Source organism: Streptomyces sp. NBC_00353 (genome assembly GCF_036108815.1).
Taxonomy (GTDB): domain Bacteria; phylum Actinomycetota; class Actinomycetes; order Streptomycetales; family Streptomycetaceae; genus Streptomyces.
On the sequence record NZ_CP107985.1, the window covers coordinates 7,987,506 to 8,014,355 of the forward strand.

Genomic DNA, 26,850 nt, shown 5'->3' on the forward strand with positions numbered 1-26,850 from the left:
TCCGCGAAATCAGGTGACGGGCCGCGTCTCAGCGGATAGAACACCGGTGATGACCACGACCCTCCGGCCGACCGGGCCGATCCAGCAAGGCGCCGACGGCGCGAGGACCCGCGCGTACGACGTGTGCGACAACGGACGCCCGGTCGGCGTCGTCGAGATCGGCACCGACCCGGGATTCGGAGCGACGGCAGGGGTGCTCCGCTCCCTGCGGATCGACGAACCGAACCGAAGGCGCGGCCGCGGCACCATTGCCGCACTCGCCGCCGAGGAAGTGCTGCGCGGCTGGGGTTGCTCCCGGCTGGAGTTCTCGGTGGGAGCGGACAGCACAGCCGGACAGCGGCTCGCTGCTGCGCTCGGGTACACCGAGCGCAGCAAGAACATGATCAAGGATCTGCCGCAGAACCCTCCCGTACTGCCGGACGGAGTCACCGGGCGACCGATGACGCCGGAGGAGTTCGCACAGTGGGAGAGCACCGCGATCACCGCTTACGCGGAGACCTGGATCGCCCGCGGCGTCCCGGAGGTCGAGGCCATGCGGAAGGCCGAGATCTCCCACCGGACGTATCTGCCGCACGGACTCGCCACGGAGGGCACGCATCTGCACACCCTGGTCCATGAGGACGACGGGACCGTGGGACATGTCTGGGTGTCACGGTTCGAGATGCACCCGGGGACGGTGGTCGGGTACGTCTTCGACGTCGAGGTGCGGGAGGCTTTCCTCGGCCGGGGGTTCGGCCGGGCGCTGATGCTCGAGGCGGAACGCATCGCGCTGGACGCCGGGCACGAGCGGATCGGTCTGCACGTCCTCTCGTCCAACACGCCGGCGGTCCGGCTGTACGAGTCGCTCGGTTACGAAGTGATCCTGTACAACCTCGTCAAGGCCCTGTAGCCGCCTCGGCAGGTCCGCGCCGGCTGCGCAGAGTGCCGTCAGGCCTGCTCGGCCAGCAGCCGGTCGGCGATCTCCTCGATCCGCTCGCGCAGCCCGTCCTGATTCCTGCTGCCGTCCAGTGTCTCGCCGCCGATCACATACGTGGGGGTGCCGGTCACGCCGATGGCCTTCCCCTCGGCCTGGTCGGCGTCGACCATCAGCAAGTGCCGCCCGTCGATCAGGGCGGTGTCGAACTCCTCGGCATCCAGGCCGAGTTCACGCGCAACCTCGATCAGCAGCGGCTCGCCCGTGCGGCCGAGCTCGTCGGTCCTGGCGAGCACGGCCTCGATGTACGGCCAGTCCTTGCCCTGCTCCGCGGCCTCCTCGGCGGCCTGTGCCGCGGCGTAGGCGTGCTTGTGCTTCTCCAGCGGGAAGTGTCGCAGGCGCACGTCGAGCCGGTCGCCGTACCGGGCGCGAAGGGCGTGCACATCGGTGAGGGCGCGGTGGCAGTCGGGGCACTGGAGCTCGCACCAGACGTCGAGGACGACCGGGGCTGCGGGGGTGGAATCGCTCATGGGGCCAGTCTCCCAGGGCGCGAGTGCGCATCCCAATCGGCATCCGCCCCGGACCCGGTTGACATTCGCCCCGGCCCCGTTCGGTGTGCCGACCGGGCTCCGGTCGGCACCTGGGGAGGATCCCGGCCCTGAAATGTCCCTGATGTGGTCCTGGATCATGGCCACCCACCGGGTGGGCGGTGCAGGATGGAAGGGACGTTTCCCCGCGCGCCTGGAGGCCCCGATGCTTGCCGAGACCATTTGCTCCGCGGTGTCCGCGGCGGGCTTGGGCATCGCCGCCGTGACCGCGTACCGGAAGCGCTTCCTGGCCGCGACCCGGATCGCCGCCTATTCCCTGGTCCCGATCGCTCTGGTGCTGACCGGGGTCGTCCAGTGGGTCTCCGACATCGCCTTCAAACCCAGCGTCTGGCTCGGCTTCGGACTGCTCGGGCTGGCCTGGCTGCTCTTCATGACCACGCGCGCGATCGAACGCCGCGGGGTCGGCACCCGCAAGGAGCGCAAGGCCGCCGCACAGGCGGCACAGCGTGACGCCGTCGCGCCCGCCGCATCGGCGCCCTCCCTCGGGGGTGGCGTACCGGCGCTCCGGCCGCAGGCGAAGGAGAAGCCGAAGCAGCAGGCCACCGCCGCGGGTGAGGACTTCAGCGACATCGAGGCCATTCTGAAGAAGCACGGCATCTGAGACCCGGCCCGCAGGCAGGCCATCTGGGCGGGGCGACGTATGAATCGATGGTGAATCGATTCATATGTGATCCTTGGCGCCCTCCCGTGATCCTTGACGCTCTACGGGGATGGGGCTAGCGTCCCGGTCGGATTGAAACAATTCAGGTAGGGCAGGGCAAGTGGCGCGTGTGGCAGGGATCAAGGATGTGGCCCGGCAGGCCGGAGTCTCCGTGGGCACCGTGTCCAATGTGATCAATCGGCCCGAAGCGGTGCTGCCGGAGACCCGGGCCAGGGTGCTGGCCGCGATCGAGGAGCTCGGGTACGTACGCAGCGAGTCCGCGCGCCAGCTCAGGGCCGGCCGCAGCCGGATCATGGCGCTGCTGGTCCTCGACATGGGCAACCCGTTCTTCGTCGACGTGGCCCGGGGTGCCGAGCGCGCCGCGCGGCAGGCCGGCCTCGGGGTGATGGTCTGCAACAGCGGCCAGAGCCCCGCGGAGGAGGCCGAGTATCTGGGGCTCTTCGCCGAGCAGCGGGTGTGCGGTGTGCTGGTCACACCTGCCGATGCGACCGGCCGCAATCTGGAGGCGTTCAGGCGCCACCGCATCCCCTTCGTGCTGGTGGACCGGGTCGCATCCTCCACCGGGACCTGTGCGGTCTCCGTCGACGACGTGCGGGGCGGCACCCTGGCCGTCGGCCACCTCGTCTCGGCCGGGCACCGCGCGGTGGCGTACGTCAGCGGCCCCGGCGACCTTCACCAGATCAGGGACCGCCGCGAGGGTGCCCTGTCGGCCCTCGCCGGGGCCGGGCTGGGGCCCGAGGCGCTCGTCGAGATCCCCTCCGAGCGCCTGGACGTGGCGGCCGGCCGCGACGCCGGGGCCCGGCTGCTGGGGCTCGTGCCCCGGCCCACCGCCGTGTTCTGCGCCAACGACCTGCTGGCTCTCGGCGTACTGCAGTCGCTGTACGCGGCCGGCGTGCGGGTGCCGCAGGACATCGCCATCGTCGGCTACGACGACATCGAATTCGCCGCTGCTGCTGCCGTACCGCTCACCTCGGTCCGTCAGCCCGCCGTCATGATGGGCCGGCTGGCCGCGGAACTCCTGCTGGAGGAGGCGGACGACGAGGACGGCACGCACGAGCACCGCAGCGTGGTGCTCCAGCCGGAGCTGGTCGTGCGCGCCTCCAGCACGGCGGCGCACTGACCCGGGCCGGCGCCCGATTCCCCGGTCCGCGCCCGGGACCTGCTTTCTTCCGTGTTCCTGTCCGTCCGTCCCTCCTTGCCGTATGTCCGAAACGGAGACGCCGTGCCCCTGTTCGATCTTCCTCTGGATCAACTCCGCGACTACCGCCCGGAGTCCGGTGAACCCGCCGACTTCGACGCCTTCTGGAAGCGCACCCTCGATGAGTCGTCCGCGTTCCCGCTCGACCCCGAATTCCAGCCTTACGACGGGGCGTTGAGCACGGTCGACATACACGACGTGACCTTCTCCGGCTGGGGCGGTCACCGCATACGTGCCTGGCTGAACGTTCCCGCGGGCGCCGAGGGTCCCCTCCCGTGCGTCGTCCACTACCTCGGCTACGGTGGCGGTCGCGGACTGCCGCACGACCACCTGGTCTGGCCCGCGGCCGGCTGGGCCACCCTGCTCGTCGACACCCGCGGCCAGGGCGCCGTCAACAGCCACTCGGCGGGCTCCACGCCCGACCCGCACGGCGGCGCCAACCCGCAGTCGCCCGGCTTCATGACCCGCGGCATCCTCGACCCCGACGCGTACTACTACCGGCGCGTGTTCACCGACGCGGTACGCGCCGTCGAGGTGGCCCGTGCCCACCCGTCCGTCGACCCGGACCGGATCGTCGTGCACGGCGGCAGCCAGGGCGGCGGCATCGCCCAGGCGGTGGCCGGACTCAGCCCGCACGTGAAGGCGGCGCTGATCGACGTACCGTTCCTGTCCCACTTCCGGCGGGCCGTCGAGATCACCGACAAGGACCCGTACCAGGAGATCGTGCGTTTCCTCGCCACCCAACACGGCCTCGCCGAGCAGGTGTTCCGTACGCTTTCCTACTTCGACGGCATCAGCTTCGCCGCCCGGGCCACCGCCCCGGCGCTCTACTCGGTGGCGCTGATGGACACCATCTGCCCGCCGTCGACGGTCTTCGCCGCCTACAACCACTGGGCGGGCCCGAAGGAGATCGAGGTCTACCCCTGGAACAACCACGAGGGCGGCTCATCGGCCCACCGGGCCGTCCAGCTGCGCATGTTGCGCGATCTCGGCTGAGCGGTACGGGGGCGGGAGAGCGGGCCGCGGTCCCGAATATGTGACGGCGAATCGGACGCCGGAGCGAATCTTCCCGGTCATGGGGAGAGTGAACTCCCGTCACAAAAAGGCGTGTTGATCGCCAACGGGGTCCGGCCTGCGTCATGATCGTCCCGAGATGGTGGACACCTCCCGGGGCGATGCCCCCGCACCCCCCGACGAAGAGCCGCGTGGCTGCCTCTTCGCGCTGTCCCAGCCCCCTTTGATGATCTTCCTCGCGGTGGTCGGCAGCCTGCTGCTGATGGCCGCGTTGCACGATCTCTTCCTGCTGTGAGCGCGCGGTGAGCGGTCAGCCGGCCGCTTCCCTGCGGCGCGCCCGGTACGCGGCGACATGGAGCCGATTACCGCAGGTGCGGCTGGAGCAGTACCGGCGGGAGCGGTTGCGGGACAGATCCACGAACGCGTCCCGGCAGTCCGGTGCCTCGCAGCGCCGAAGCCGCTCCAGTTCGCCCGCCACGACGATGAAGGCCAGCGCCATGCCGCAGTCGGCCGCGAGATGGTCGGCGATCGATGCGTCCGGTGCGAAGTAATGCACATGCCAGTCGTAGCCGTCGTGGTTGCTGAGTTGCGGTGTGGTGCCCGCGGCGGCCACGAGGTTGTTGACGAGACCGGCGGCGATCCGGGTGTCCTGCGTCGCGAAGATCTCGGCGAAGCGGGTCCGTACGTCCTGTACGGCCCGCAGGTCCTTCTCGCCGAGGTCGCCCACGCCGCTGATGCGGTGCCGCCGGGTGAATTCGTAAAGCGCTTCGACGCCGGCGAGACCGTCGTTCCGCTCGTCCTCGGGCCGGTCGGTCTCCGGTGCGGTGTTCACCAGATCGACCACCGTGTCGAGGGCGATCCGGGTGTCGTGGGGGATCAGCACGCTTTCGCTCCCTGGCCTCCGGCGAGCGGGCGCCCACCGATGCCGGCTGACTCTACTGGCTCGGCGAAGGCGCACAGGGGCCCGGAGAGGGCCCGTGGAGCCGGCGAGGAGCGCTTACCGGCTGCGGGTGGGCACCAGGGGCCGGAGGAGGCGTACGGGGGCACTGGGGGCGCGCTGGGCCTGCCAGGCGCGGATCGGTGGGCCGGATGTGCGCCGGTGCGCACCGGCGCACATCGCACCGACGCCGTCACCACGGTGGTTTCCGTGGTCACGGCGCCGGTGTCTGCCCTATGTGGTTGTCTGCGCGGCACCGTCGCCCCGAGTCGGACGGCGCCGTGCAGCTCTCGATCTGGCTCAGCTCTCGGCCAGGATGTGTGAGAGCTCCGTATCGAGGTCGAAGTGACGATGCTCGGTGCCGGGCGGTACCGCGGCGTCGGTCCTCTTCAGGAACGACTCCAGGGCCCTCGCCGGGGCCTCGAGCAGGGCTTCGCCCTCTGGGGAGCTCAGCGCGATGCAGACGACGCCCTGGCCGTGACTTCGAGATGGCCAGACGCGGACGTCTCCGGTGCCGGTGGGCCTGTGCAGCCCCTCGGCTAGGAGGTCGCGGGCGAATACCCATTCGACCGTCTCCTCCGCTCCGGTGTGGAAGGTGGCGTGCACGGCATACGGATCGGCCGTGTCATACCGCAGGCCCGCGGGTACAGGCAGTGAGGACTCGCTCGACACAACGAGGCGCAGGTGCAGCTCGCAGCTGACCGTGGTGTTCATAAGCGCCAGGGCCTTTCGCTCAGTGTGCGCTCGGGGATTCGCACGTCGGCGAAATCGACATGCCACCTACGGTGGCGTTGTAAACCCCTCTGACCTTTTTGTGGCCCTTCAGGTAGCTCGTGCAGCGGTGTGTAACTTTGGGTTATGCGACCATTCCGGTGACAAAGACCGTTCCGGTAGGTTGGGGCGTATGAATGCGGAGAGTGACGCGCGGGACGAGGCCGCCGCACCGGCGGCCCGGGTGCCCGCTACGGGGGACGTGACGCCGGACGTCACCGAGGGTGTGACGAAGGGTGACCGGGAGCTCGGATCGCGGGCGCCCGGCTTCATCAAGGCGTCCAGGGCGCTCCATGTGAGCTGGCAGGTCGGCGTCTTCGTGGTCGGCCTCGCCGTGGTCGTGGCGGGCGTGATCATGCTGCCGCTGCCAGGGCCCGGCTGGCTGGTGATCTTCGGCGGCATGGCGATCTGGGCGACCGAGTTCGTCTGGGCGCAGCTGGTGCTGCGCTGGACCCGTCGCAAGGTCACCGAGGCGGCGCAGAAGGCGCTCGATCCCAAGGTCCGGCGACGGAACATCATCCTCACCGTGGTCGGGTTGGTGATCGTCGCCGTGCTGGTCGGGATCTATGTCTGGAAGTTCGGCATCATGATGCCGTGGAAGATCAACGAGTGACCTGACGGTGGTCGGAGGGCACCGCTGACATGGGGTAATGTTTGCGGTGCGTCCGGGCGATTAGCTCAGTGGGAGAGCGCTTCGTTCACACCGAAGAGGTCACTGGTTCGAAACCAGTATCGCCCACCTGGACAGAGGGCCCGTGAGACTGCAGAGTCTCACGGGCTCTTTGCGTTTCCCGGACCGAATCCGGTGTCGCGGGCCCCTGTCGCCCCGGACGAGTCGAAGCGCTTCGATCGATTTCGTCTCAACCGTTGACGTTGCCCCCTTGGATCTCCAGCTTGTCCAGCAAGCGTTTTCTGAAGCGATTGAATCGAACCGTGGTGGCGGGGCCGGCTGCCCGGGAGGGGTGTGTCATGAGGTCTTGGCGGAGTGCCCAGGGGCTGCGTGCGGCCGGCATCGGTGTGGCGGCACTGGGGCTGATGGCCTCCAGCTGCGGCGGTGACGGCGGGGGCGGCGGGTAGGTCGAGATCCGCTGCTTCCGGTGGGGCGGCCAGGAGCGGGCCACGCTGATCAACAAGACCATCGCGTTGTTTCGAGAAGAAGCACCCGAACATCAAGGTCAAGACGGACTTCCAGGACTACGAGAATTTCTGGAAGAAGTTCAACACGCAGGCCTCCGCGGGCAATGCCCCCGATGTCTTCCGGAACTCCGTCGCATTTCTGTACAAGTACGACGACAAGCGTGTGCTGCTCGACCTCAATTCCCAGGTCGAGGCCGGAAATCTCAGCATGGAGAACTTCCAAGCACCCCGTACGGCATCGTCCGCACCAGCGAACTCGTCTTCTGGGCCAACGACTCCACCCCCAGTGCCGAAGCGCTCGCCCAGCAGTCACGTACCGTCCGCACCCTGCCGGAGCTCGTCGCCCCGCCCTCGCAGCTGATCGGCGCGAAGGTCTTCGGCGGACTGTTCCCCCCGGTCGACCGCTCCACCCCCGCGAAGGCGAAGATCGAGGACCACCTGGACTTTCTCTTCACGTACTACGAGGACCAGGTCGAGATGCGCCGTTGGTACGGCTTCTGGGGCTAACCCGAGGCGGACAAGGGGCAGTGGCCTGTACGACCTGCACACCGGGAAGTTCGCCGTCGCCACCGAACCCGTCGTCAGCGAATCCCACCTGTCCGCGGTCTTCGGGCCGAACGCACTGTGCGCCGAACTCATCGGCCTCGTCGACATGCTCGCGTTCAAGGACGCACATCTGGACTACTGCCGGTACTTCAACGCCATCAAGGCGGAGCGGACCGCGTGCTACGGAACGGACTTCGGCAGCCTGCTGCTGTTCCAGGGCCACTCGCGGCTCGACGCGTACACCGCTGTCCAGACCGGCGACGCGAAGCCCGCGGCCCGCGCCTGGGAGAAGTTCTACAAGAGCGCCGGCTACCAGGAATCCCCCCTGGAAGACGGAGAAGGCGAGCGGCCCCGTCACCACCGTCGCAGGCAGCGAGGCCAACTGGGTCCACACCGACGACACCGCGCTGTACGGACTCGCCGCCATCGAGAACCTCGCACTCCTCGGTGACCGGATGCCGGCCTGAGGCAGCCGAAGCACGCCCCGGGCCGGGCCGCCGACCACGACCTACGTCAGCGCATCCGGCCCAGGGCGTCCTTCAGCCGCCGCGCATCGCGCAGCCGCTGCTCGTACGTCGCCCCGACCACCAGCAGCAGCAGACCGGCCAGCGCGGGCGGCAGCCAGCGCGGCAGTGCACCCACGACCTGGATCACATACGGCACCAGTTCGTGCAGCGCATCCATGGCCAGCACCGCACCACCGAGCAGCAGCAGCGCCTGCAGCCGCAGCCGCGCCCCGGCCAGCGTGATCACCAACGCCGCCACGCCGAGCAGCAGCGGCCGCACCCACGACGGGTCGACCCAGGCCGCGAAGAGACTCGGCACCAGCGTCGCCGCCAGGCCCGCCCCGTACGCGGTCCACGAGGACGCCGCCGGATCACGGCGCCGCCGCAGCGCACCGACCGCCAGCGCGGGCACCGTCACCGGCAGGGTGTACGCCTCCGGGGCCGACACATCCGACGCCGACAGCCGCACCCAGGTCGCCAGGACGAACAGGACCACCGCCAGATACCCGGCCGCCGGCCGCCGCTCCGCACGCACAGCCGTGCCCGCCGCCAGCACACCGCACAGCGCGAGGACCAGAGCCAGGAACGGCGCATCCGGTACGGCCATCGCGACCGCCACCGCACCGGCGACGGCGCCGGTCAGCTCGACCGGCAACGCCGACGGCGCGCCCCGCAGCCGCGCCCCGAGCAGGACCGTCACGGTGGGGACGATCAGCATGAGCGGCGCGGCCCGGTACGTCGCCAGCTCCAGTGAGGCCCCCACCGCACCGGCGAGCACCATCGCGCACACCACGGCCGCACACGCCGGCACCGCCTGCCTCAGCCGGGCCCCCCGCGCCGCCGTCGCCGCACCGGCACGCATCCCGACCGCCGCCGCCGCGAACAGCACCAGCAGCGCCCCGAACACTCCATAGGTGGCGGGCTCCACGGCCAGCGAAAGCGCCCCCGCACTCACCGCCCCGACCACGGCGCACACCAGCGCGGCCGTCGCCACAGGGCCCGCGCCGCGGCGCACCCCCCGTACCGTCACGGCGAGGAGCGCCGAGACCAGCACCGACTGCACCGCCACCGCCACCGCGTACGGAGCGTCCAGCGCAACCGGCAGCACCAGCAGCCCCGTCCAGCCGAGCACCAGCGCACTCGCACCCGCCGCACCCGGCCGTGCCGTACTGGGGGAGACCACCGCCCCGGCCGTTCGTACACACCACGTCCACCAGCGGTACGCCGCCCCCGTCAGACCGGCCATCACCAGCAGCATCACCGGGGCCGTGGAGAGCTGCGACCACTCCATTCCCTCCAGTCCCAGCGCACCGCGAGCGCGGCCCTCCGGCGCACCCGACCACACCGCCGTCAGCCGCGAAACCGGACCCACCAGCGTCATCGCGACCACAGGCACCGCGGACAGCACCGACCCGGCGACCACCACCCCCGACGCCCACAGCACGCCCCGCCCTGCCGGTCGCGGCAGCGGAGTCCGTACCGCTGCCGGCAGCACCAGACCGCACAGCAGATACACCGGAACCGACCAGTCCTCAGCCGCCCCCGCACGCAGCACACCGCCCACCCCGGCCACCACGGCGAGCCCGGCCAGCAGCCCACCGGCCACCGCGAACTCCTTCGGCGCCCGCCACACCCCGAACAGCGCGACCGCCGCCCCCGCCAGCAGCAGCGCCCCGGGCGCCACCGCCGCCGCCGGCGCACCAGCCGTCACCGACAGCACCAGAGCCACCAGCAGCCCCGCCGTCCCCGCAAGGCAACCACCGACGGTCGCGGTCACCCGCATCGCAACACCCTTGCCCCACAGGGCGATCGCACAGTCCAGCGCCGCCGTCAGCAGCAGCGCCCCACCGAGGACCGACGCCTGCGCACCCACCGCCCAGGCCCACAGCACCAGCGGGAACTGCACGCTCACCACGGCCATCGGCAGCGGCAGACGCAGCTTGTCGAGCGCCAGACCGTAGGCCGCCCACAGAACGGCCAGCACCGCCGAAGCGGCCGAGGCGAAACCGAGGCCGCCGGTGTCCGGCGCCGCCACCCGGTGCAGCGCATAGGCATCCAGCACCATCAGCACCAGCGCGAGCGCGCCCAGCGACTCGGCTGTCGACGACAGCCCACGGCGCAGCAGCACGGCGGGCGCGGCCAGCGCGGCGACCGTCACCAGAGCGAGCACCGCCGAGCGGCCGCCGATCCCCATCTGGCCCCAGCTGACCAGGGTGAATGCGATCGCCGCGATCATCAGCAGCAGACCGCCCAGGGTCAGCAGCACATTCTGTGCACTGCGCGGCGGCACGGGGGCCGCCGAGGGGAACGAGGGCGCGAACGGGGCCGGGGCCGTTCGTCCGGGCGGTGCTGCGGGAGGCGTGACCGGCGGCTGCAGAACACTCAGCAGCCAGGCACGACGGGTCAGCAGTTGCATCCGGCGGGCATCCAGCCGGGCCAGTTCACGGTCGAGGAGCGCCAATTCCTCGGCAGGCGGCGGCACATGTTCCATGAACGGAGTGTGGCGCGGCCCACAGGTTCGGACATGCGCTCGGATACTCAGCTGTGGGACTGAGTACGCGCAGACTGGGATCCATGGACTGGAGCCGCTACCGTTTTATGAGCATCTGGGACGTATCCGCCCCACCCGCTGTCGTGTACGGAGTCCTCGAACGCGCCGAGGAGTACCCCCGATGGTGGCCGCAGATCCGCGAGGTCGCCACCGTCGACGACGCCACCGGAACCATGCGGATCCGCTCCTTCCTCCCGTACGACCTCGTCATGACCGTCCGCGAGAGCCGCCGCGACCCGGCGGCCGGAGTGCTCGAAGTGACACTCGACGGCGACCTCGACGGCTGGGCCCGCTGGACCGTCACCGCACACGGCACCGGCACCCGCGCCACGTACGAGCAGGAGGTCGAGGTGCGCCGGACGATGATGCGGCTGCTCGCGGTGCCGGGACGTGCGGTGTTCCGGGCGAACCACGCGCTGATGATGCGGGCCGGACGCCGAGGACTGGTGGCCCGTCTCGAAGGAGTTTGAACCACACCCGCCGAGCCCTGTATGGTTCAGTGCGTTCCCGGGCGATTAGCTCAGTGGGAGAGCGCTTCGTTCACACCGAAGAGGTCACTGGTTCGAAACCAGTATCGCCCACCCCGGGAGAGGCCGGTCCGTCAGCTTCATCGACGGACCGGCCTCTGCATGTCCGGACCACGGTCACGGGACCGGCTTCCGCAGGCCCGCGATCATGCCGCCGCCGGCAGTTCCGGACGCAGCGGCCAGGCCGGGTCCACCGCCTCCGGCGTACCGCTCTTCGCGAACCACGCCTGCAGCCCGCGGGCCTGCGCCGCGTGCCACACCGCTTGCAGCGCGTGCAGCTCCGAGGGGGACAACCGCTCCAGACGTGATGAGAAGCGCCGCCCCACCGCCCGCACAAGCTCCAGCGACGCCGCCGCATCGGCCGCCGCATCATGGGCGCCGTCCAGCACCACCTCGTACTGCGCACAGAGATCGGTGAGCGTGCGCCGGCCCTTGCGGTACCGGTCCAGATGCTTGTCGAGGACCCGCGGATCCAGCACGCACAGCGGCGTGTTCTCCAGGTACCCGGTCAGCGACGACGCCCGGTGCCGCTTCAGCTCCCGGTCCAGCAGCGTCAGATCGAACGGCGCGTTCATCACGACGAGAGGGCGCCCGGCCGCGCACTGCTCGGCGAGCGCCCGGGCTATCTCCTCCACCACCGGCGCCGGCCACCGGCCGTTGCGCTGAAGGTGATCGTCGGTCAGACCGTGGATCTCGGTGGCCCCCACGGGCACCGGCACCCCCGGATTCACCAGCCAGCGGGTCACGCGCATGCGCCCGCCCGCCGTGTCCTGGACGACCAGGGCCGCCGAAACGATGCGGTCCTCCTCGACGTCCACTCCTGTTGTCTCGGTGTCAAAAGCGGCCAGTGGCCCTTCATACCAGTGAGTCATCCCCGAACTCCTCGTGCCCGACCGGCAGATGGTGTGATTCCCCTGCCCGATTCGGTGATACCCGGGCCCTTTGCCTGATACGCCGTTTGCGGACCGCTCCGTGCGGTGACAACACAGGTGACGGGCGCGGAAGTTGCCCCGAGGACTCACCAACCGAACAAACCGAACGGCACAGCCCGGAAGGCATACGGAGCCATGGCGCTCGCGCAGCCCGAATCAGGGGGCCCCTCCCGTGCCGAAGGCTACGGGGGAGGGCTGTTGCCCCAGCAGATCGCTCCGCTGCGCGGCACACTCGCCACCACCGCCTGCATGGAGACCCTCCAGGTGGGCTACTTGCACGCGGTCGCGGCCGCGGCGGGGTGCTCCCTGTCGCAGCCCTTTCCCGACAACGGCATCGACTGGCATGTCAGCCACGGCGCCCCCGGTCACCTCGTCGACGACGAGGTGACCATAAAGGTGCAGCTGAAATGCACCTACCAGATACCACCGCACCCGTCCGGACCGACGTTCGCCTTCACGCTGGACAACGCCCACCTGGTGAAGCTGGCCCGTACGCCCGTGTCGGTGCACAAGATCCTGGTCGTGATGGTTGTGCCCCGCAGTCAGGACGACTGGCTGCGGGCCGGACACGACCGGCTCGACCTGCGGCACTGCTGCTACTGGACCAACCTGGCCGGCCACGCGGTGACAGGCCGGCACAGGACCACTGTGCGGATCCCGACCACGCGCATATTCGACGACCGCGCGCTCTGCGAGATCATGACGCGGGTCGGGGCGGGAGGGAGACCCTGATGCACCGGCCGATGGACGAGCCCGTCGATGCAGTGATGCCGTCGGGCACACGACCACACCCCAGTGAGACGGTGAGCCACTGGCCCACCGCGCTGCCGCCCGTCGGGGACATCCCCGATCCCGCCCGCGTCGACCCCGCGGTCCTCGGCGCCCTGCTGGACCGGCACGGCTGGCGTCGCCGCGGCGGCTCGGCCGGGCGGTACAGCCGATGGACCCCGCCGGGAACCGTGGCACCCTCCGGCGGCGGTACGAGCCTGCTCGTACCCGAGACCACGGCCTTCCCCGACAGCGAGGACCTCCTCGCCGAGGCACTCACCGCGCTCGCCCGGAGCGCCGCGCCCTCAGCCCGTGACGTCCTGGTCTCCCTCGCCGTGCCCAGCGACGAGATCCGCTGGTGGCGCGATGTCCCCGACGGTGCGGTCGGCGCCGCGGGCGCCGCCGGAGCGGCCAGCTGGAGCGGCGCCGAACAGCTGCGCGCCGCGGCCCGGCAGATCCTTCTCGCCGGGGCGCTCGCCGTGCGGGGGCGCACCGGCTTCCACGGCGCACGTCACCGTCGCCGGGCCCTCGCCGCGCTCGAAGGCATCCTCGTCGGACCCGCGCCGGGTGGCCGCGACCTCACCGCGTATCTCCCCGTCGAACCGGGCCGCGCCGTCTCCGTACGGCTCTACCACGCCCTGCACGCCACCCGTGAGGCCATCGACTTCCAGCGCGCCACCGGGGGCATGGAAGCCTTCGACGGTGCTGTCGAGGCCGGTGTCAGCCGGGAGCTGACCCAGGCCGTCATCGCCCTGGTCCGCGGCTCGGAAGGGACGAGGATCTCCCTCGCCTGGGCACCCGCCGCGGGAACCCCCGAAGGCTGCCCGGCCCGCCCCGAACCGGTCGAGTTCTCACCCGGCGACCTGCCCGCCCTGCGGCTGGCCGGCGCCCGATACGTCGAGGACGAACCCGCCGTCAACGTACGGATCACCGGGGCCGTCGTCCGGATGCGCCGCTCGGGGCCGCGCGGCGCCGGAGTCGTACGGCTGCGGGTCCTGGCGGGCGCCGAGGTTCCGCACGTGCGGCTCGAGCTCGACGAGGAGGCGTACCGGATCGCCGGCCACGCCCATCTCGTCGGGCTGCCGATCCGGGTGGAGGGGAGGCTGGAGAGCCGGGACGGCTTCCGGCGGCTGACCCGGGCCTCGCAGGTGGTACCCGTACAGGTCGACGAGGCGGAACGGGACCGGCTGATGAAGTCGCTCCAGGAGAACCTCGACTTCTTCGAGGAGGCCTGCACGGGCGAGTAGGCGCGCCGAATCGGGCAGGCGGGCGGCCTGAGCCGACCCTTTCGCTAAGGGGGCCATCGGCTCGGTACGATTCGTCTTGCGTGCGCAGTGGAACAGGGCGCGCACCCCCCTTCAGTCAGGAGAGACCGGTGTCAGACGTCCGTGTGATCATCCAACGCGATTCCGAGCGGGAAGAGCGCGTGGTGACGACGGGCACTACGGCTGCCGAGCTCTTCCCCGGCGAGCGCACCGTCGTTGCCGCCCGGGTCGCCGGTGAGCTGAAGGACCTCGCGTACGTCGTCGCCGACGGCGAGGTCGTCGAACCCGTCGAGATCTCCTCCGAGGACGGCCTGAACATCCTCCGGCACTCCACCGCGCACGTCATGGCGCAGGCCGTGCAGGAGCTCTTCCCCGAGGCCAAGCTCGGCATCGGCCCGCCGGTCAAGGACGGCTTCTACTACGACTTCGACGTCGAGAAGCCGTTCACGCCCGAGGACCTCAAGGCCATCGAGAAGAAGATGCAGGAGATCCAGAAGCGGGGACAGCGGTTCTCCCGCCGGGTCGTCACCGACGAGGCCGCCCGTGAGGAGCTGGCCGACGAGCCGTACAAGCTGGAGCTCATCGGTATCAAGGGTGCCGCCTCCACGGACGACGGCGCGGACGTCGAGGTGGGCGGCGGCGAGCTGACCATCTACGACAACCTGGACGCCAAGACCGGAGACCTGTGCTGGAAGGACCTCTGCCGCGGTCCGCACCTGCCGACCACCCGGAACATCCCGGCGTTCAAGCTGATGCGGAACGCCGCGGCGTACTGGCGGGGCAGCGAGAAGAACCCGATGCTCCAGCGCATCTACGGCACCGCCTGGCCCACCAAGGACGAGCTCAAGGCACACCTGGAGTTCCTGGAGGAGGCCGCCAAGCGCGACCACCGCAAGCTCGGCAACGAGCTGGACCTCTTCTCCTTCCCCGACGAGATCGGCCCCGGCCTCGCCGTCTTCCACCCCAAGGGCGGCATCGTCCGCCGGGCCATGGAGGACTACTCGCGCAAGCGGCACGAGGAGGAGGGCTACGAGTTCGTCTACTCGCCGCACGCCACCAAGGGCAAGCTCTTCGAGAAGTCCGGCCACCTGGACTGGTACGCCGAAGGCATGTACCCGCCCATGCAGCTCGACGACGGGGTGGACTACTACCTCAAGCCGATGAACTGCCCCATGCACAACCTGATCTTCGATGCGCGCGGCCGTTCCTACCGCGAACTGCCGCTGCGTCTCTTCGAGTTCGGCACGGTGTACCGCTACGAGAAGTCGGGTGTGGTGCACGGCCTGACCCGTTCGCGCGGCTTCACGCAGGACGACGCGCACATCTACTGCACCAAGGAGCAGATGGCGGAGGAGCTCGACAAGACGCTCACCTTCGTCCTGAACCTGCTGCGCGACTACGGTCTGACCGACTTCTACCTGGAGCTCTCCACCAAGGACCCGGAGAAGTTCGTCGGCTCGGACGAGATCTGGGACGAGGCCACCGAGACGCTGCGCCAGGTGGCCGAGAAGCAGGGCCTTCCCCTGGTCCCCGACCCGGGCGGCGCCGCTTTCTACGGCCCGAAGATCTCGGTCCAGTGCAAGGACGCCATCGGCCGCACCTGGCAGATGTCGACCGTGCAGCTCGACTTCAACCTGCCGGAGCGCTTCGACCTGGAGTACACCGGCCCCGACGGGACCAAGCAGCGCCCGGTCATGATCCACCGCGCCCTGTTCGGCTCCATCGAGCGGTTCTTCGCCGTGCTGCTGGAGCACTACGCGGGTGCGTTCCCGGTGTGGCTGGCCCCGGTCCAGGCGGTCGGCATCCCGATCGGCGACGCGCACATCCCGTACCTCCAGGAGTTCGCGGCGGCGGCCAGGAAGAAGGGGCTGCGGGTCGAGGTGGACGCCTCGTCCGACCGCATGCAGAAGAAGATCCGCAATCAGCAGAAGGCCAAGGTGCCCTTCATGATCATCGCGGGTGACGAGGACATGGCCAACGGCGCCGTATCCTTCCGCTACCGCGACGGATCGCAGGAGAACGGCATCCCGGTCGACGAGGCCATCGCCAAGATCCAGAAGGCCGTCGAGGACCGCGTCCAGGTCTGACCGGCCGACAGGGGCTCCAGGGGTCCACGCAGCGCTAGCCGCTCTGCGTGGGCCCCTTCTCGTCCTCCCGGGTGAACACCTGCACCAGCCACGACGAGAACGAACCAGTCACTGCCCCCAGCAGCGCCAGACCGCAGACCATCAGCCCCGCCGCGACGGTCCGGCCGCCCGCCGTGACCGGGACCGCGTCCCCGTACCCCACTGTGGTGAGCGTCTCGCACGCCCACCACACCGAGTCGCCGAAGGTGCGGATCGTGGTGCCCGGAGCATCGTGCTCCTGGTGGTACACGGCCAGCGCGGCCGAGAATCCGAGCAGCAGGGCGGTCATACCGGCGTAGGCGATCACCCGGGCGTACAGACTCAGCCGTGGCTGCTCCCTTCGCCGCTGGAGGGCCGTGTAGAGCCGGATCAGGCGCAGCGGGCGCAGCAGTGGAAGCACCAGCACCACCGTGTCCAGCCAGTGGGTGCGCAGGAACCGCAGGCCCTGGCCGCTGAGCCGGATCCGTACGACGTAGTCCACGCCGAAGAACAGCCAGGTGCAACAGACCAGGATCAGGGCGATGCCGCGCCAGGGCTGGGCGTCGTGCGGGGCGAGGACCCGGCCCGCGTACCCGATGAGGAAGACCAGCGACGCGACGAAGAGCGGTACTTCCGTTCGCTGCTCCCAGCGACTGAACCGCAGAGGGGTGGAGTCCGTGGGCTGGTCGCTCATCGCCTCAGCATCGCCGTCCGCCGACCGGTGCGGCCCCGGCGACACGCGCGGCGGGAGTGAAGCAATATGCTGATCGGCATGACGACTGAGCCGGAGCAGCAGATCGGAGTGGGAACGCCCGACGCGTTCCAGCGCCTGTGGACGCCTCACCGGATGGCGTACATCCAGGGTGAGAACAAGCCGACCGGCCCTGAGGCCGGCGACGGCTGTCCGTTCTGTGCGATCCCGGCGAAGTCGGACGAGGACGGACTCGTCGTGGCGCGCGGCGAGAAGGTCTATGCCGTGCTCAACCTGTATCCGTACAACGGCGGCCACCTCATGGTGGTGCCGTACCGGCATGTCGCCGACTACACGGAGCTGGACGGTCCGGAGACGCTTGAGCTGGCCGACTTCACCAAGCGCGCGATGTCGGCGCTGCGGGCGGCCTCGGGAGCGCACGGCTTCAACATCGGGATGAACCAGGGAGCGGTGGCGGGCGCGGGAATCGCCGCCCATCTGCATCAGCACCTGGTGCCGCGCTGGGGTGGCGACACGAACTTCATGCCGGTGGTGGGTCATACGAAGGTGCTGCCGCAGCTGCTGGCCGACACCCGGAAGATGCTGGCCGACGCCTGGCCCGCGGCCTGAGTCGAGCGGTACCCGTGTGGGGTGCCACGGAGTGGTCCGGGGCACCCCACACGTACCCACTGCGTCTCTATGCGTCGTACACGTCTGCCTTTTTCGGCGTCGGATCCTGCACGAATCCGCTGAGAATCATGGAGCGGTTGTCGAAGCGCTCCGTGTTGACGCCGTTCTCGTCGAGGACTCGGAGCGCCGCGGCGTGCACGGCCCGCAGGACGGGGGTGGCGGCGCGGATCGCGTCGTCCGCCATGAAGCGGTGGCGCCAAGGCTTCTCGGCCCAGGCGTGGCGCAGGCCGAACGGCTCCGGGAGGGTGATCTTGCCGCCCAGGTAGTCGAGCAGCGGCGGGTACCAGGTGAAGGGGGCACGCAGGGCCAGGCGGACGACCTCCTTGGGCTCCACCAGCGGGAGCATGACCTTGCGGGTCTCCCAGAACCTGACCGTCTTGTTGACCGTTTTCTCCTTGGCCTTCGGCTTGCTCGTGAAGAGCGAATGGACGGGGCCCAGGGCGTGCCCGGTGACCTCGATCCGCAGCGTTTCGTGGAGCACCGTGACAGTGATCATCATGGTGATCACCAGCTGGCCGTCCCAGAGGGTGAACTGGACGCCGAGGTAGTGCCGGTCGCCGCTGCCGAACTGCTGGTGGTTGCAGATCCGCTGTATCTCGTGCGGCTTGATCTGGAAGGTGGCGACGTCCTCGCCCTCCGGGCGGGCGACCTCGTCGGCGTTCTCGCCGACGGGCGAGACGACCCAGTGAGTGACCGACGGCGTGGGGAAGCCGCCGGTGTGCAGCGGGCCGCGTTCCAGCATCTTGAGCTGGTCGTGGATGACGCGAATGAGGTCCCAGCTGCGGAACCGGTGGAATTCCTTGCCTGGATCCTTGGATACGAGCTCCTCGGCGAGCTGCCAGCTGCCCCAGCGGGTTCCCATGCCGAGGATGCCCTTGGGGCCGGCGTAGAAGACGGAGTTGGACTGCTGCTCGGCCGCCAGCTTCTCCAGGCCCTGGCGGAGCGCCTCGCGGGCGGTCTCGTTCGGGTTCTTCGGTACGGCCTCGGGGATCTTGGCGATGACACCGCCGCCGGAGAGCAGCCCTTCCCAGCGGGCGCGCATGTCCTTGGCGGACGTCTCGGCGATCCGCTTGGCGATCAGCCAGCCGATGACAGGGGCGACGATCATGGCGCGCAGGTACAGCGCGAGGAGTCCGGTGGCCGGCAGTTTGATCAGGAAGAACAGGGCCGCGATGCCGATGACGGGGAGCAGGGCGATGCCGAGGGCGCTGAGGGCCTTGTCCTTGGTGGCGCCCAGGCCGTCGCGGAGGCGGAACGCAAGCACCCACAGGAGCAGTCCGGGCAGGAAGAGGAAGCCGAAGACCACGGTGACCAGGGTCAGTTTGGTGTCCCTGGCCTTGCGGAGCCGGGTCGCGGACAGGCAGTGCTCGACGACGGTCTGCGGGTCGGTGCCGAAGGACTGGATGAGGGCCTTGCGGGCGCCGCCCAGCATGCGTTCCTGCACGGCGCGGGAGAAGGCCTCGCCGAGGTTGGGGGCGAAGTATTTGCTCTTGAAGAGCTTGGAGCGGCCCTCTTCGATCTTGGACTTGTGCCACTCGCTGTTGGCCTTGAGGATGTCGTCCACCGGGCTGTCGCGGTATGCGGCGGAGGCCAGGGCGTTCGTCGCCACCGCCTGTCCGGCCGCCCCCTGGAGCGGGATCTGCGCTCCAGGAGAGAAATCGAATCCGTCGTTGGCCACTGTCGCCCCCACTTGCCGCCAAGGATCTGCTCCTGCGGCTGTTTTCCCAACTGCCGTGCCCGGCACACCTTCTGAGCTGGGACCACAGCGTATCGTCCGGATCAACGCGCTGCCCGCCCTTGTGGACAAGGGCGGGCAGCGGTGCCAACTATGTACCGTTTGAGGTGTTTTCCCGCTCTTCGCGGATGCGGTCCGCGAGCTGCGGGGGCATCGGTTCGTGCCGGGCGTACGACCGGTCGAAGCGGCCGGTGCCGTGCGACAGCGAGCGCAGGTCGATTGCGTACCGGCCGATCTCCAGCTCCGGCACCTCGGCCCGCACGAGGGTGCGTCCCGGCCCCGACTGCTCGGTGCCGACCACCCGCCCGCGCCGCCCCGACAGATCGCTCATCACCGGGCCCACATAGTTGTCGGGGATCAGGACCTGGACCTCGGAGACGGGTTCGAGGAGCTGGATACGGGTGTCCGCGGCCGCCTCCCGCAGCGCCAGTGCGCCCGCCGCCTGGAACGCGGCGTCGGACGAGTCCACCGAGTGCGCCTTCCCGTCCCGCAGGGTGATCCGGACGTCGACCAGGGGATGGCCGGCCGCCACTCCGCGGGCTGCCTGGGCGCGTACCCCTTTCTCCACGGACGGGATGAACTGGCGCGGTACCGCCCCGCCGACCACCTTGTCGACGAATTCGATGCCCGAACCGGGGGGCAGCGGATCCACATCGATCTCGCAGATGGCGTACTGGCCGTGGCCGCCGGACTGCTTGACGTGCCGGCCGCGGCCGGTCGACGGGCCGGCGAACGTCTCGCGCAGGGGCACCCGGTGCGGTACGGAGTCGACCTGGACCCCGTACCGGGTGCGCAGCCGGTCCAGGGCCACGTCCTGATGGGCTTCGCCGAGGCACCACAGGACCACCTGATGCGTGTCCTGGTTCTGTTCGAGGCGCATGGTCGGGTCCTCGGCGACGAGCCGTGCGAGCCCCTGGGAGAGCTTGTCCTCGTCCGCCTTGCTGTGTGCCTCGATGGCGAGCGGCAGCAGCGGATCGGGCATGGTCCAGGGCTCCATCAGCAGCGGATCGTCCGGGGCCGAGAGAGTGTCTCCGGTCTCGGCGCTGCCCAGTTTGGCGACGCAGGCCAGATCCCCGGCGATGCAGCTGGTCAGAGCGCGCTGCTGCTTGCCGAACGGGGCGGAGAGCGCGCCGACCCGGACCTCCGCGTCGTGGAAGGGACGGGGTTCGTGGCCGGGGTCGGTGAGGCCGTGGCCGAGGACATGGACGGTTTCGTCGGGGCGCAGGGTGCCGGAGAAGACGCGGACGAGCGAGACGCGTCCGACATACGGGTCGGAGGCCGTCTTGACCACCTCGGCGACCAGCGGCCCTTCGGGGTCGCAGGCCGGGGCGGGGCGCAGGGCGCCCTGCGGGGTGGTGACGGCGGGCAGCGGGCGCTCCAGCGGGGTCGGGAAGCCGCCCGTGATCAGGTCGAGGAGTTCGACGGTGCCGATGCCCTGGCGGGCGCCGTCGGTGGCGGGTGCCGCGGTGAGGACGGGGTGGAAGGTGCCGCGGGCGACGGCGCGCTCCAGGTCGTCGATGAGGGTCTTGATGTCGATGTCCTCGCCGCCGAGGTAGCGGTCCATCAGGGTCTCGTCCTCGCTCTCGGCGATGATTCCTTCGATCAGCCGGCTGCGGGCGTCCTGGAGCGGTGTCTGCTGGTCGTCGGCGGGCGGGGTCGCCTTCCGCTCGCCGCTGGAGTAGTCGAAGATCCGCTGCGAGAGGAGTCCGGTGAGTCCGGTCAGCGGGGCGTGCCCGTCCGGGCCCTCGGCGCCGAGCACCGGGAGATAGAGCGGAAGTACGGCGTCGGGGTCGTCGCCGCCGAAGATCTCTCCGCAGACCCGGGTCATCCCGTCGAAGGAGGTGCGCGCGGTGTCGAGGTGGGTGACGACGATCGCGCGCGGCATGCCGACGGCGGCGCACTCCTCCCACACGGCGCGGGTGGTGCCCACCACGGCGTCGGCCTCCTGGGCCGCCGAGACAACGAAGAGGGCCGCGTCCGCTGCCCGCAGACCGGCCCTGAGTTCCCCGACGAAGTCGGCGTATCCGGGGGTGTCCAACAAATTGATCTTGTACCCGCCCCATTCGACGGGGACCACGGAGAGCTGTACGGAGCGTTGCTGGCGGTGTTCGATCTCGTCGTAGTCGGAGACCGTCCCGCCGTCTTCGACCCGGCCGGCCCGGTTGACCGCTCCGGCGGTCTGTGCGAGGGCCTCGACGAGGGTGGTCTTGCCTGAACCGCTGTGGCCGACCAGCACCACATTCCGTATGGAGGAGGGCCGGTCGGCCGTTGCTGCTCTGCCGGCGGCCCCGGTGTGTGCGTGTGCCTTGTCGCCCATGATGTGCCTCCCGGTGGAGTGCGCTGTGCGGGGAGCTTGCCTGGCGCGTTGAGGGGAGATGAGGGGCGCGGGCACGGGGAGCCGCCGCGGCGGCTTCGGCGACGCCCGCGGTAATTCGAGCTTTCCACTCACGTCGGCCTGCGTCCATACGTCGTACGCCGACGCACCTGGACGGGTGCCCGGAGGTTGGACCCCTGCACGGGTGACTACGATGGGCCAGCCGGTGGCCGAAGGGGCCGCACGGCCCACCGACCCCTCGGGAAGGCCATGCTGAACAAGTACGCGCGTGCATTTTTTACGCGTGTCCTCACACCGTTCGCCGCCCTGTTGCTCCGTCTCGGTGTGAGCCCTGACGCGGTCACGCTCATCGGTACGGCCGGAGTGATGGCAGGTGCGCTGGTCTTCTTCCCCATGGGGGAGTTCTTCTGGGGCACGATCGTCATCACGATCTTCGTCTTCTCCGACCTCGTCGACGGGAACATGGCCCGACAGGCCGGTATCTCCAGCCGCTGGGGCGCGTTCCTGGACTCGACCCTGGACCGGGTCGCCGACGGGGCGATCTTCGGCGGGTTCGCGCTCTGGTACGCCGGCAACGGCGACGACAACGTGCTGTGCGCCGTGGCGATCTTCTGCCTGGCGAGCGGCCAGGTGGTCTCGTACACGAAGGCCCGCGGCGAATCGATCGGCCTGCCGGTCGCGGTCAACGGTCTGGTCGAGCGTGCCGAGCGGCTGGTGATCTCGCTGGTGGCGGCCGGGCTGGCCGGGCTCCACAAGTTCGGTGTGCCGGGCATCGACATCCTGCTGCCGATCGCGCTGTGGATCGTCGCCGTTGGCAGTCTGGTGACGCTCGTGCAGCGGGTGGTGACCGTGCGCCGCGAGTCCGCGGAGGCCGACGCGGCCGCTGCGGCGGCGGACCGGGGGAGCGAGGCCGCACAGTGAGCGGCGCCCAGGGGGAGTCGAAGCCAGGGCTGAAGGACCGGCTGACCGACGGTCTGTACGGGCTCGGCTGGGGCGCGGTCAAGAAGCTTCCCGAACCGGTCGCACAGGCCCTCTTCCGTGCCCTCGCCGACCAGGTGTGGAAGCGGCGCGGCAAGAGTGTGCTGCGGCTGGAGTCGAACCTGGCGAGGGTGGTACCGGACGCGAGCCCCGCCCGCCTCGCCGAGCTCTCCAGGGCCGGGATGCGTTCGTACATGCGCTACTGGATGGAGTCGTTCCGTCTGCCGACGTGGAGCCCGGAGCGGATCAAGGCCGGCATAGACGTGACGGACGCCCACCGGCTGACCGACGGGCTCGATGCCGGACGCGGTGTGATCCTCGCCCTGCCCCACCTGGCCAACTGGGACCTGGCCGGGGCCTGGGTCACCACCGATATGAAGGTGCCGTTCACCACGGTCGCCGAGCGGCTGAAGCCCGAATCGCTGTACGACCGGTTCGTCGCCTACCGCGAGGGGCTCGGCATGGAGGTCCTGCCGCACACCGGCGGGTCCGCCTTCGGCACCCTGGCGCGGCGGTTGCGCGACGGCGGCCTGGTCTGTCTGGTCTCCGACCGCGATCTGTCCGCATCCGGTGTCGAGGTGACGTTCTTCGGCGACACGGCACGGATGCCCGCGGGTCCCGCGCTGCTGGCCCAGCAGACCGGTGCGCTGCTGCTGCCCGTGACCCTCCGGTACGACGGGACTCCGGTGATGAAGGCGCGGATCCACCCGGCCGTCGAGGTGCCCGAGTCAGGTACGCGTACCGAGAAGACGTCTGTGATGACACAGGCGCTGGCCGATGCCTTCGCCACCGGAATCGCGGAGCACCCGGAGGACTGGCACATGCTGCAACGGCTCTGGCTCGCCGACCTCGAACCCAGGGAGGAGCAGCCGTGAAGATCGGCATCGTCTGCCCGTACTCCTGGGACGTACCGGGCGGTGTGCAGTTCCACATCCGCGACCTGGCCGAGCACCTGATCCGCCTCGGCCACCAGGTGTCGGTGCTGGCCCCCGCCGACGACGAGACGCCGCTGCCGCCGTACGTGGTGTCGGCGGGCCGGGCCGTGCCCGTCCCGTACAACGGCTCCGTCGCCCGGCTGAACTTCGGATTCCTCTCCGCTGCGCGGGTGCGCCGCTGGCTGCACGACGGCACCTTCGACGTGATCCACATCCATGAGCCGACCTCGCCGTCGCTGGGGCTGCTCGCCTGCTGGGCCGCGCAGGGGCCGATCGTCGCCACGTTCCACACCTCCAACCCGCGCTCCCGGGCGATGATCGCCGCGTACCCGATCCTGCAGCCCGCGCTGGAGAAGATCAGCGCGCGCATCGCGGTGAGCGAGTATGCGCGCCGGACCCTGGTCGAGCACCTCGGCGGCGACGCTGTGGTCATTCCGAACGGGGTCGATGTCGGCTTCTTCGACAAGGCCGAGCCCAAATCCGAGTGGCAGGGCGGGACGATCGGCTTCATCGGGCGCATCGACGAGCCGCGCAAGGGCCTGCCCGTCCTGATGAGGGCACTGCCCGCGATCCTCGCCGCCCGCCCGGACGCCAGGCTGCTGGTGGCGGGCCGGGGCGACGAGGAGGAGGCCGTCGCCTCGCTGCCGGAGGAGATGCGCGAGCGCGTCGAGTTCCTCGGCATGGTGAGCGACGAGGACAAGGCACGGCTGCTGCGCAGCGTCGATGTGTACGTGGCCCCCAACACGGGCGGCGAGAGCTTCGGGATCATTCTGGTCGAGGCGATGTCGGCGGGCGCACCGGTCCTCGCCAGCGATCTGGATGCGTTCGCCCAGGTGCTGGACCTGGGCGCGGCGGGCGAGCTGTTCGCCAACGAGGACGCGGACGCGCTGGCGGCGGCGGCGATCCGGCTGCTCGGCGATCCCGCGCGGCGCGCGGAGCTGAGCGAACGGGGCAGCGCGCATGTGCGGCGGTTCGACTGGTCGACGGTGGCGGCGGACATCCTCGCGGTGTACGAGACGGTGACGGACGGGGCCGCATCGGTGGCGACGGACGAACGCACCGGGCTGCGGGCCCGGTTCGGGCTGGCCCGTCCCTGAGGCGGGACGCTCCGGCTCCGTGCCGGCCGCACCGGGGCGGTCAGGGCTCCGTGCGGTCCGGCTCGGGGCCGTGCAGCTCAGCGGCACCTCGGGTCCGTCCGTCCCGGGCCCGACCGGCGCGTTCGAGGACCTGGGGCCGGAGCTGCTTCCCGGGCAGGGGCGCGGGCCGGAGGGCCGGGCCGCGCGCGCCCGACGGTAGCCTTGCGGCCCGTGACCGAAACCCTCATCTGGATCGCCGTCGCGCTCGTCGCGATCGGCCTGTACCTCAGCTGGACCGCCGGACGGCTGGACCGGCTGCACGCGCGGATCGACGCCGCCCGCGCCGCCCTCGACGCACAACTGCTGCGCCGTGCCTCGGTCACCCAGGAACTGGCCACGTCCGGCGTCCTCGACCCGGCCGCGTCCATCGTGCTGTACGAGGCCGCGCACGCGGCCCGGCAGTCGGAGGAGGAGCACCGCGAGGTCGCGGAGAGCGAGCTCAGCACCGCGCTGCGGGCGGTGTTCGGCGAGCCGGCCCAGGTGGAGGCCGTGAAGGAGATCCCCGGCGGCGAGGAGGCCGCGTCCGAGCTGGCCGCGGCCGTGCGACGGGTCCCGATGGCGCGGCGGTTCCACAACGACGCGGTGCGCGCGGCGCGTGCGCTGCGCAGGCACCGCACGGTGCGTTGGTTCCGGCTGGCCGGACACGCGCCGTTCCCCTTGGCCTTCGAGATGGACGACGAGCCCCCGGTCGCGCTGGCGGACCGCCCGGGCAGCTGACATGTGAACGGCCGCCACCGGGCCCCGTACGCGGCCGCACAGCCCCCGTACAGCAGGCCTGTACGTCCCGCACAGGCCTGCCACCCGCGCTGAGCGGGGCCCACGCTCTGCTCCGCCGCAGGGCGCGCCGTTCGTCCCGTACGCGGCCGTACGCCGCCAAAACGATCCACCGGCCTGCCATTGGCCCTTGCTGTGGACTGGTTCCGAGGAGTTTGCTCAGCAGAGCACCAACGAGCACCATCAGCATCTTTTTCTCCGAGTGAGGTCGATCCGTGTCCACGCTTCCCACCACCCCGCAGTCCACCGACTCCCCGGCGACCGGCACCGCGCGCGTCAAGCGCGGCATGGCCGAGCAGCTCAAGGGCGGCGTGATCATGGACGTCGTCAACGCCGAGCAGGCGAAGATCGCCGAGGACGCGGGCGCCGTGGCCGTCATGGCCCTCGAGCGGGTGCCCGCCGACATCCGCAAGGACGGCGGCGTGGCCCGGATGTCCGACCCGAACATGATCGAAGAGATCATCGAGGCCGTCTCCATCCCGGTGATGGCGAAGTCGCGTATCGGCCACTTCGTCGAGGCCCAGGTCCTCCAGTCCCTCGGCGTCGACTACATCGACGAGTCCGAGGTCCTCACGCCGGCCGACGAGGTCAACCACAGCGACAAGTTCGCCTTCACCACACCGTTCGTCTGTGGCGCCACCAACCTGGGCGAGGCACTGCGCCGCATCGCCGAGGGTGCGGCCATGATCCGCTCGAAGGGCGAGGCCGGCACCGGCAACGTCGTCGAGGCGGTCCGCCACCTGCGCCAGATCAAGAACGAGATCGCCCGGCTGCGCGGCTACGACAACAACGAGCTGTACGCCGCAGCCAAGGAGCTCCGCGCCCCGTACGAGCTGGTCAAGGAGGTCGCCGAGCTCGGCAAGCTGCCCGTCGTCCTGTTCTCCGCGGGTGGCGTCGCCACCCCGGCCGACGCCGCGCTGATGCGCCAGCTCGGCGCCGAGGGCGTCTTCGTCGGCTCCGGCATCTTCAAGTCCGGCGACCCGGCCAAGCGCGCCGCCGCCATCGTGAAGGCCACCACCTTCTACGACGACCCGAAGATCATCGCGGACGCCTCCCGCAACCTGGGCGAGGCCATGGTCGGCATCAACTGCGACACGCTGCCCGAGACCGAGCGCTACGCCAACCGCGGCTGGTAGT

General features: G+C 70.2%; 24 protein-coding genes, 2 tRNA genes and 2 pseudogenes. 20 read left to right on the plus strand and 8 right to left on the minus strand.

The genetic code is table 11. The annotated features are described in order from the left end of the window. The first annotated feature begins 49 nt into the window (after positions 1 to 49). The gene (locus tag OHA88_RS36020; RefSeq protein ID WP_328628583.1) at positions 50 to 889 is read left to right on the plus strand and encodes a GNAT family N-acetyltransferase; all 840 of its coding nucleotides are present in this window, start codon (positions 50 to 52) and stop codon (positions 887 to 889) included. Positions 890 to 927: 38 nt separating this feature from the next. Here the strand turns inward: OHA88_RS36020 and OHA88_RS36025 are convergent, their stop codons facing one another. Then, positions 928 to 1,443 carry a DsbA family protein gene (locus tag OHA88_RS36025; RefSeq protein WP_328628584.1) on the minus strand — a complete coding sequence of 172 codons (516 nt, stop codon included), beginning with the start codon at positions 1,441 to 1,443 and terminating at the stop codon, positions 928 to 930. A 223-nt stretch (positions 1,444 to 1,666) separates the two neighbouring features. Here OHA88_RS36025 and OHA88_RS36030 point away from each other — a divergent pair, with 223 nt between their 5' ends. The 4 genes from OHA88_RS36030 (at position 1,667) to OHA88_RS36045 (ending at position 4,689) form a co-directional block, all read left to right on the plus strand. Beyond that, positions 1,667 to 2,122 (plus strand): hypothetical protein, encoded by a 456-nt coding sequence (locus OHA88_RS36030; RefSeq protein ID WP_267008160.1) that lies wholly within the window; start codon positions 1,667 to 1,669, stop codon positions 2,120 to 2,122. A 160-nt stretch (positions 2,123 to 2,282) separates the two neighbouring features. Beyond that, the gene (locus OHA88_RS36035; RefSeq protein ID WP_328628585.1) at positions 2,283 to 3,302 is read left to right on the plus strand and encodes a LacI family DNA-binding transcriptional regulator; all 1,020 of its coding nucleotides are present in this window, start codon (positions 2,283 to 2,285) and stop codon (positions 3,300 to 3,302) included. 102 nt (positions 3,303 to 3,404) lie between these two features. Continuing rightward, positions 3,405 to 4,376, plus strand: a complete 972-nt coding sequence (locus OHA88_RS36040) for an acetylxylan esterase (protein ID WP_328628586.1) — start codon at positions 3,405 to 3,407, stop codon at positions 4,374 to 4,376. 157 nt (positions 4,377 to 4,533) lie between these two features. Next, positions 4,534 to 4,689: a hypothetical protein gene (locus OHA88_RS36045; protein WP_176902249.1), complete on the plus strand. Its 156-nt coding sequence runs from the start codon at positions 4,534 to 4,536 to the stop codon at positions 4,687 to 4,689. Between the two features lie 15 nt (positions 4,690 to 4,704). Here OHA88_RS36045 and OHA88_RS36050 read toward each other — a convergent pair whose 3' ends face one another. Beyond that, a complete protein-coding gene (locus tag OHA88_RS36050) occupies positions 4,705 to 5,277 on the minus strand; it encodes a CGNR zinc finger domain-containing protein (protein WP_328628587.1) in 573 nt (190 codons plus the stop codon). A 354-nt stretch (positions 5,278 to 5,631) separates the two neighbouring features. Beyond that, positions 5,632 to 6,045 (minus strand): SsgA family sporulation/cell division regulator, encoded by a 414-nt coding sequence (locus OHA88_RS36055; protein ID WP_003959770.1) that lies wholly within the window; start codon positions 6,043 to 6,045, stop codon positions 5,632 to 5,634. Positions 6,046 to 6,235: 190 nt separating this feature from the next. Here OHA88_RS36055 and OHA88_RS36060 point away from each other — a divergent pair, with 190 nt between their 5' ends. The 4 genes and pseudogenes from OHA88_RS36060 to OHA88_RS36075 form a co-directional block, all read left to right on the plus strand. Continuing rightward, positions 6,236 to 6,715, plus strand: coding sequence for a TIGR02611 family protein (locus OHA88_RS36060; RefSeq protein WP_328628588.1), 480 nt, complete (start codon positions 6,236 to 6,238; stop codon positions 6,713 to 6,715). Positions 6,716 to 6,769: 54 nt separating this feature from the next. Next, positions 6,770 to 6,841 (plus strand) — tRNA-Val (locus OHA88_RS36065). 344 nt (positions 6,842 to 7,185) lie between these two features. Further along, positions 7,186 to 7,465, plus strand: a pseudogene (locus tag OHA88_RS44720) (extracellular solute-binding protein); the annotation flags it as partial. Next, positions 7,465 to 8,252, plus strand: a pseudogene (locus tag OHA88_RS36075) (exo-rhamnogalacturonan lyase family protein); the annotation flags it as partial. The pseudogenes OHA88_RS44720 and OHA88_RS36075, both read left to right, overlap by 1 nt. Before the next feature lie 46 nt (positions 8,253 to 8,298). On the opposite strand, the gene OHA88_RS36080 reads toward OHA88_RS36075, so the two are convergent. After that, positions 8,299 to 10,782 (minus strand): SCO7613 C-terminal domain-containing membrane protein, encoded by a 2,484-nt coding sequence (locus OHA88_RS36080; protein WP_328628589.1) that lies wholly within the window; start codon positions 10,780 to 10,782, stop codon positions 8,299 to 8,301. A gap of 83 nt (positions 10,783 to 10,865) precedes the next feature. Here OHA88_RS36080 and OHA88_RS36085 point away from each other — a divergent pair, with 83 nt between their 5' ends. Both OHA88_RS36085 and OHA88_RS36090 read left to right on the plus strand, forming a co-directional pair. Continuing rightward, positions 10,866 to 11,312: an SRPBCC family protein gene (locus OHA88_RS36085; RefSeq protein WP_328628590.1), complete on the plus strand. Its 447-nt coding sequence runs from the start codon at positions 10,866 to 10,868 to the stop codon at positions 11,310 to 11,312. A gap of 39 nt (positions 11,313 to 11,351) precedes the next feature. Further along, positions 11,352 to 11,423 (plus strand) — tRNA-Val (locus OHA88_RS36090). Between the two features lie 92 nt (positions 11,424 to 11,515). Here the strand turns inward: OHA88_RS36090 and OHA88_RS36095 are convergent. Further along, positions 11,516 to 12,241, minus strand: coding sequence for a 3'-5' exonuclease (locus OHA88_RS36095; protein WP_328628591.1), 726 nt, complete (start codon positions 12,239 to 12,241; stop codon positions 11,516 to 11,518). Positions 12,242 to 12,436: 195 nt separating this feature from the next. Here OHA88_RS36095 and OHA88_RS36100 point away from each other — a divergent pair, with 195 nt between their 5' ends. The 3 genes from OHA88_RS36100 (at position 12,437) to thrS (ending at position 16,421) form a co-directional block, all read left to right on the plus strand. Next, complete coding sequence (locus tag OHA88_RS36100; RefSeq protein ID WP_030918773.1) at positions 12,437 to 13,033, plus strand: DUF4365 domain-containing protein; 597 nt, start codon at positions 12,437 to 12,439, stop codon at positions 13,031 to 13,033. Continuing rightward, complete coding sequence (locus OHA88_RS36105) at positions 13,033 to 14,316, plus strand: hypothetical protein (RefSeq protein ID WP_328628592.1); 1,284 nt, start codon at positions 13,033 to 13,035, stop codon at positions 14,314 to 14,316. The genes OHA88_RS36100 and OHA88_RS36105 overlap by 1 nt, the downstream gene beginning before the upstream one ends. A 128-nt stretch (positions 14,317 to 14,444) precedes the next feature. After that, positions 14,445 to 16,421 (plus strand): threonine--tRNA ligase, encoded by a 1,977-nt coding sequence (gene thrS / locus OHA88_RS36110; RefSeq protein WP_313936353.1) that lies wholly within the window; start codon positions 14,445 to 14,447, stop codon positions 16,419 to 16,421. A gap of 34 nt (positions 16,422 to 16,455) precedes the next feature. On the opposite strand, the gene OHA88_RS36115 is transcribed toward thrS, so the two are convergent. Then, positions 16,456 to 17,133 (minus strand): potassium channel family protein, encoded by a 678-nt coding sequence (locus OHA88_RS36115; RefSeq protein ID WP_328628593.1) that lies wholly within the window; start codon positions 17,131 to 17,133, stop codon positions 16,456 to 16,458. Positions 17,134 to 17,199: 66 nt separating this feature from the next. Here OHA88_RS36115 and OHA88_RS36120 point away from each other — a divergent pair, with 66 nt between their 5' ends. Continuing rightward, on the plus strand, positions 17,200 to 17,760 hold the full coding sequence (locus OHA88_RS36120; protein WP_326602544.1) for an HIT family protein: 561 nt from the start codon (positions 17,200 to 17,202) through the stop codon (positions 17,758 to 17,760). 67 nt (positions 17,761 to 17,827) lie between these two features. Here the strand turns inward: OHA88_RS36120 and OHA88_RS36125 are convergent, their stop codons facing one another. Together OHA88_RS36125 and OHA88_RS36130 are read right to left on the minus strand one after the other, a co-directional pair. Beyond that, positions 17,828 to 19,498: a hypothetical protein gene (locus OHA88_RS36125; protein WP_267008161.1), complete on the minus strand. Its 1,671-nt coding sequence runs from the start codon at positions 19,496 to 19,498 to the stop codon at positions 17,828 to 17,830. Between the two features lie 148 nt (positions 19,499 to 19,646). Then, positions 19,647 to 21,872, minus strand: a complete 2,226-nt coding sequence (locus OHA88_RS36130) for an elongation factor G-like protein EF-G2 (RefSeq protein WP_328628594.1) — start codon at positions 21,870 to 21,872, stop codon at positions 19,647 to 19,649. Positions 21,873 to 22,139: 267 nt separating this feature from the next. Between OHA88_RS36130 and pgsA the strand changes: the two genes are divergently transcribed. The 5 genes from pgsA (at position 22,140) to pdxS (ending at position 26,849) form a co-directional block, all read left to right on the plus strand. Then, positions 22,140 to 22,811, plus strand: coding sequence for a phosphatidylinositol phosphate synthase (gene pgsA / locus OHA88_RS36135; protein WP_267006184.1), 672 nt, complete (start codon positions 22,140 to 22,142; stop codon positions 22,809 to 22,811). Then, positions 22,808 to 23,743 carry a phosphatidylinositol mannoside acyltransferase gene (locus tag OHA88_RS36140; RefSeq protein WP_328628595.1) on the plus strand — a complete coding sequence of 312 codons (936 nt, stop codon included), beginning with the start codon at positions 22,808 to 22,810 and terminating at the stop codon, positions 23,741 to 23,743. The genes pgsA and OHA88_RS36140 overlap by 4 nt, the downstream gene beginning before the upstream one ends. Continuing rightward, on the plus strand, positions 23,740 to 24,900 hold the full coding sequence (locus tag OHA88_RS36145; RefSeq protein ID WP_328628596.1) for a glycosyltransferase family 4 protein: 1,161 nt from the start codon (positions 23,740 to 23,742) through the stop codon (positions 24,898 to 24,900). Before OHA88_RS36140 ends, OHA88_RS36145 begins: the two co-directional genes overlap by 4 nt. A 210-nt stretch (positions 24,901 to 25,110) precedes the next feature. After that, positions 25,111 to 25,656 (plus strand): hypothetical protein, encoded by a 546-nt coding sequence (locus tag OHA88_RS36150; RefSeq protein WP_328628597.1) that lies wholly within the window; start codon positions 25,111 to 25,113, stop codon positions 25,654 to 25,656. 272 nt (positions 25,657 to 25,928) lie between these two features. Next, positions 25,929 to 26,849 (plus strand): pyridoxal 5'-phosphate synthase lyase subunit PdxS, encoded by a 921-nt coding sequence (pdxS, locus tag OHA88_RS36155; RefSeq protein WP_030968722.1) that lies wholly within the window; start codon positions 25,929 to 25,931, stop codon positions 26,847 to 26,849. Position 26,850 lies beyond the last annotated feature (1 nt).

Coding starts and splice junctions, on each gene's coding strand:
- OHA88_RS36085 (WP_328628590.1), top strand. CDS start 10,866: ATGGACTGGAGCCGCTACCGTTTTATGAGCATCTGGGACGTATCCGCC.
- OHA88_RS36100 (WP_030918773.1), top strand. CDS start 12,437: ATGGCGCTCGCGCAGCCCGAATCAGGGGGCCCCTCCCGTGCCGAAGGC.
- OHA88_RS36025 (WP_328628584.1), bottom strand. CDS start 1,443: ATGAGCGATTCCACCCCCGCAGCCCCGGTCGTCCTCGACGTCTGGTGC.
- OHA88_RS36120 (WP_326602544.1), top strand. CDS start 17,200: ATGCTGATCGGCATGACGACTGAGCCGGAGCAGCAGATCGGAGTGGGA.
- OHA88_RS36080 (WP_328628589.1), bottom strand. CDS start 10,782: ATGGAACATGTGCCGCCGCCTGCCGAGGAATTGGCGCTCCTCGACCGT.
- pgsA (WP_267006184.1), top strand. CDS start 22,140: ATGCTGAACAAGTACGCGCGTGCATTTTTTACGCGTGTCCTCACACCG.
- OHA88_RS36105 (WP_328628592.1), top strand. CDS start 13,033: ATGCACCGGCCGATGGACGAGCCCGTCGATGCAGTGATGCCGTCGGGC.
- OHA88_RS36055 (WP_003959770.1), bottom strand. CDS start 6,045: ATGAACACCACGGTCAGCTGCGAGCTGCACCTGCGCCTCGTTGTGTCG.
- OHA88_RS36045 (WP_176902249.1), top strand. CDS start 4,534: ATGGTGGACACCTCCCGGGGCGATGCCCCCGCACCCCCCGACGAAGAG.
- OHA88_RS36060 (WP_328628588.1), top strand. CDS start 6,236: ATGAATGCGGAGAGTGACGCGCGGGACGAGGCCGCCGCACCGGCGGCC.
- OHA88_RS36115 (WP_328628593.1), bottom strand. CDS start 17,133: ATGAGCGACCAGCCCACGGACTCCACCCCTCTGCGGTTCAGTCGCTGG.
- OHA88_RS36130 (WP_328628594.1), bottom strand. CDS start 21,872: ATGGGCGACAAGGCACACGCACACACCGGGGCCGCCGGCAGAGCAGCA.
- OHA88_RS36020 (WP_328628583.1), top strand. CDS start 50: ATGACCACGACCCTCCGGCCGACCGGGCCGATCCAGCAAGGCGCCGAC.
- OHA88_RS36095 (WP_328628591.1), bottom strand. CDS start 12,241: ATGACTCACTGGTATGAAGGGCCACTGGCCGCTTTTGACACCGAGACA.
- OHA88_RS36030 (WP_267008160.1), top strand. CDS start 1,667: ATGCTTGCCGAGACCATTTGCTCCGCGGTGTCCGCGGCGGGCTTGGGC.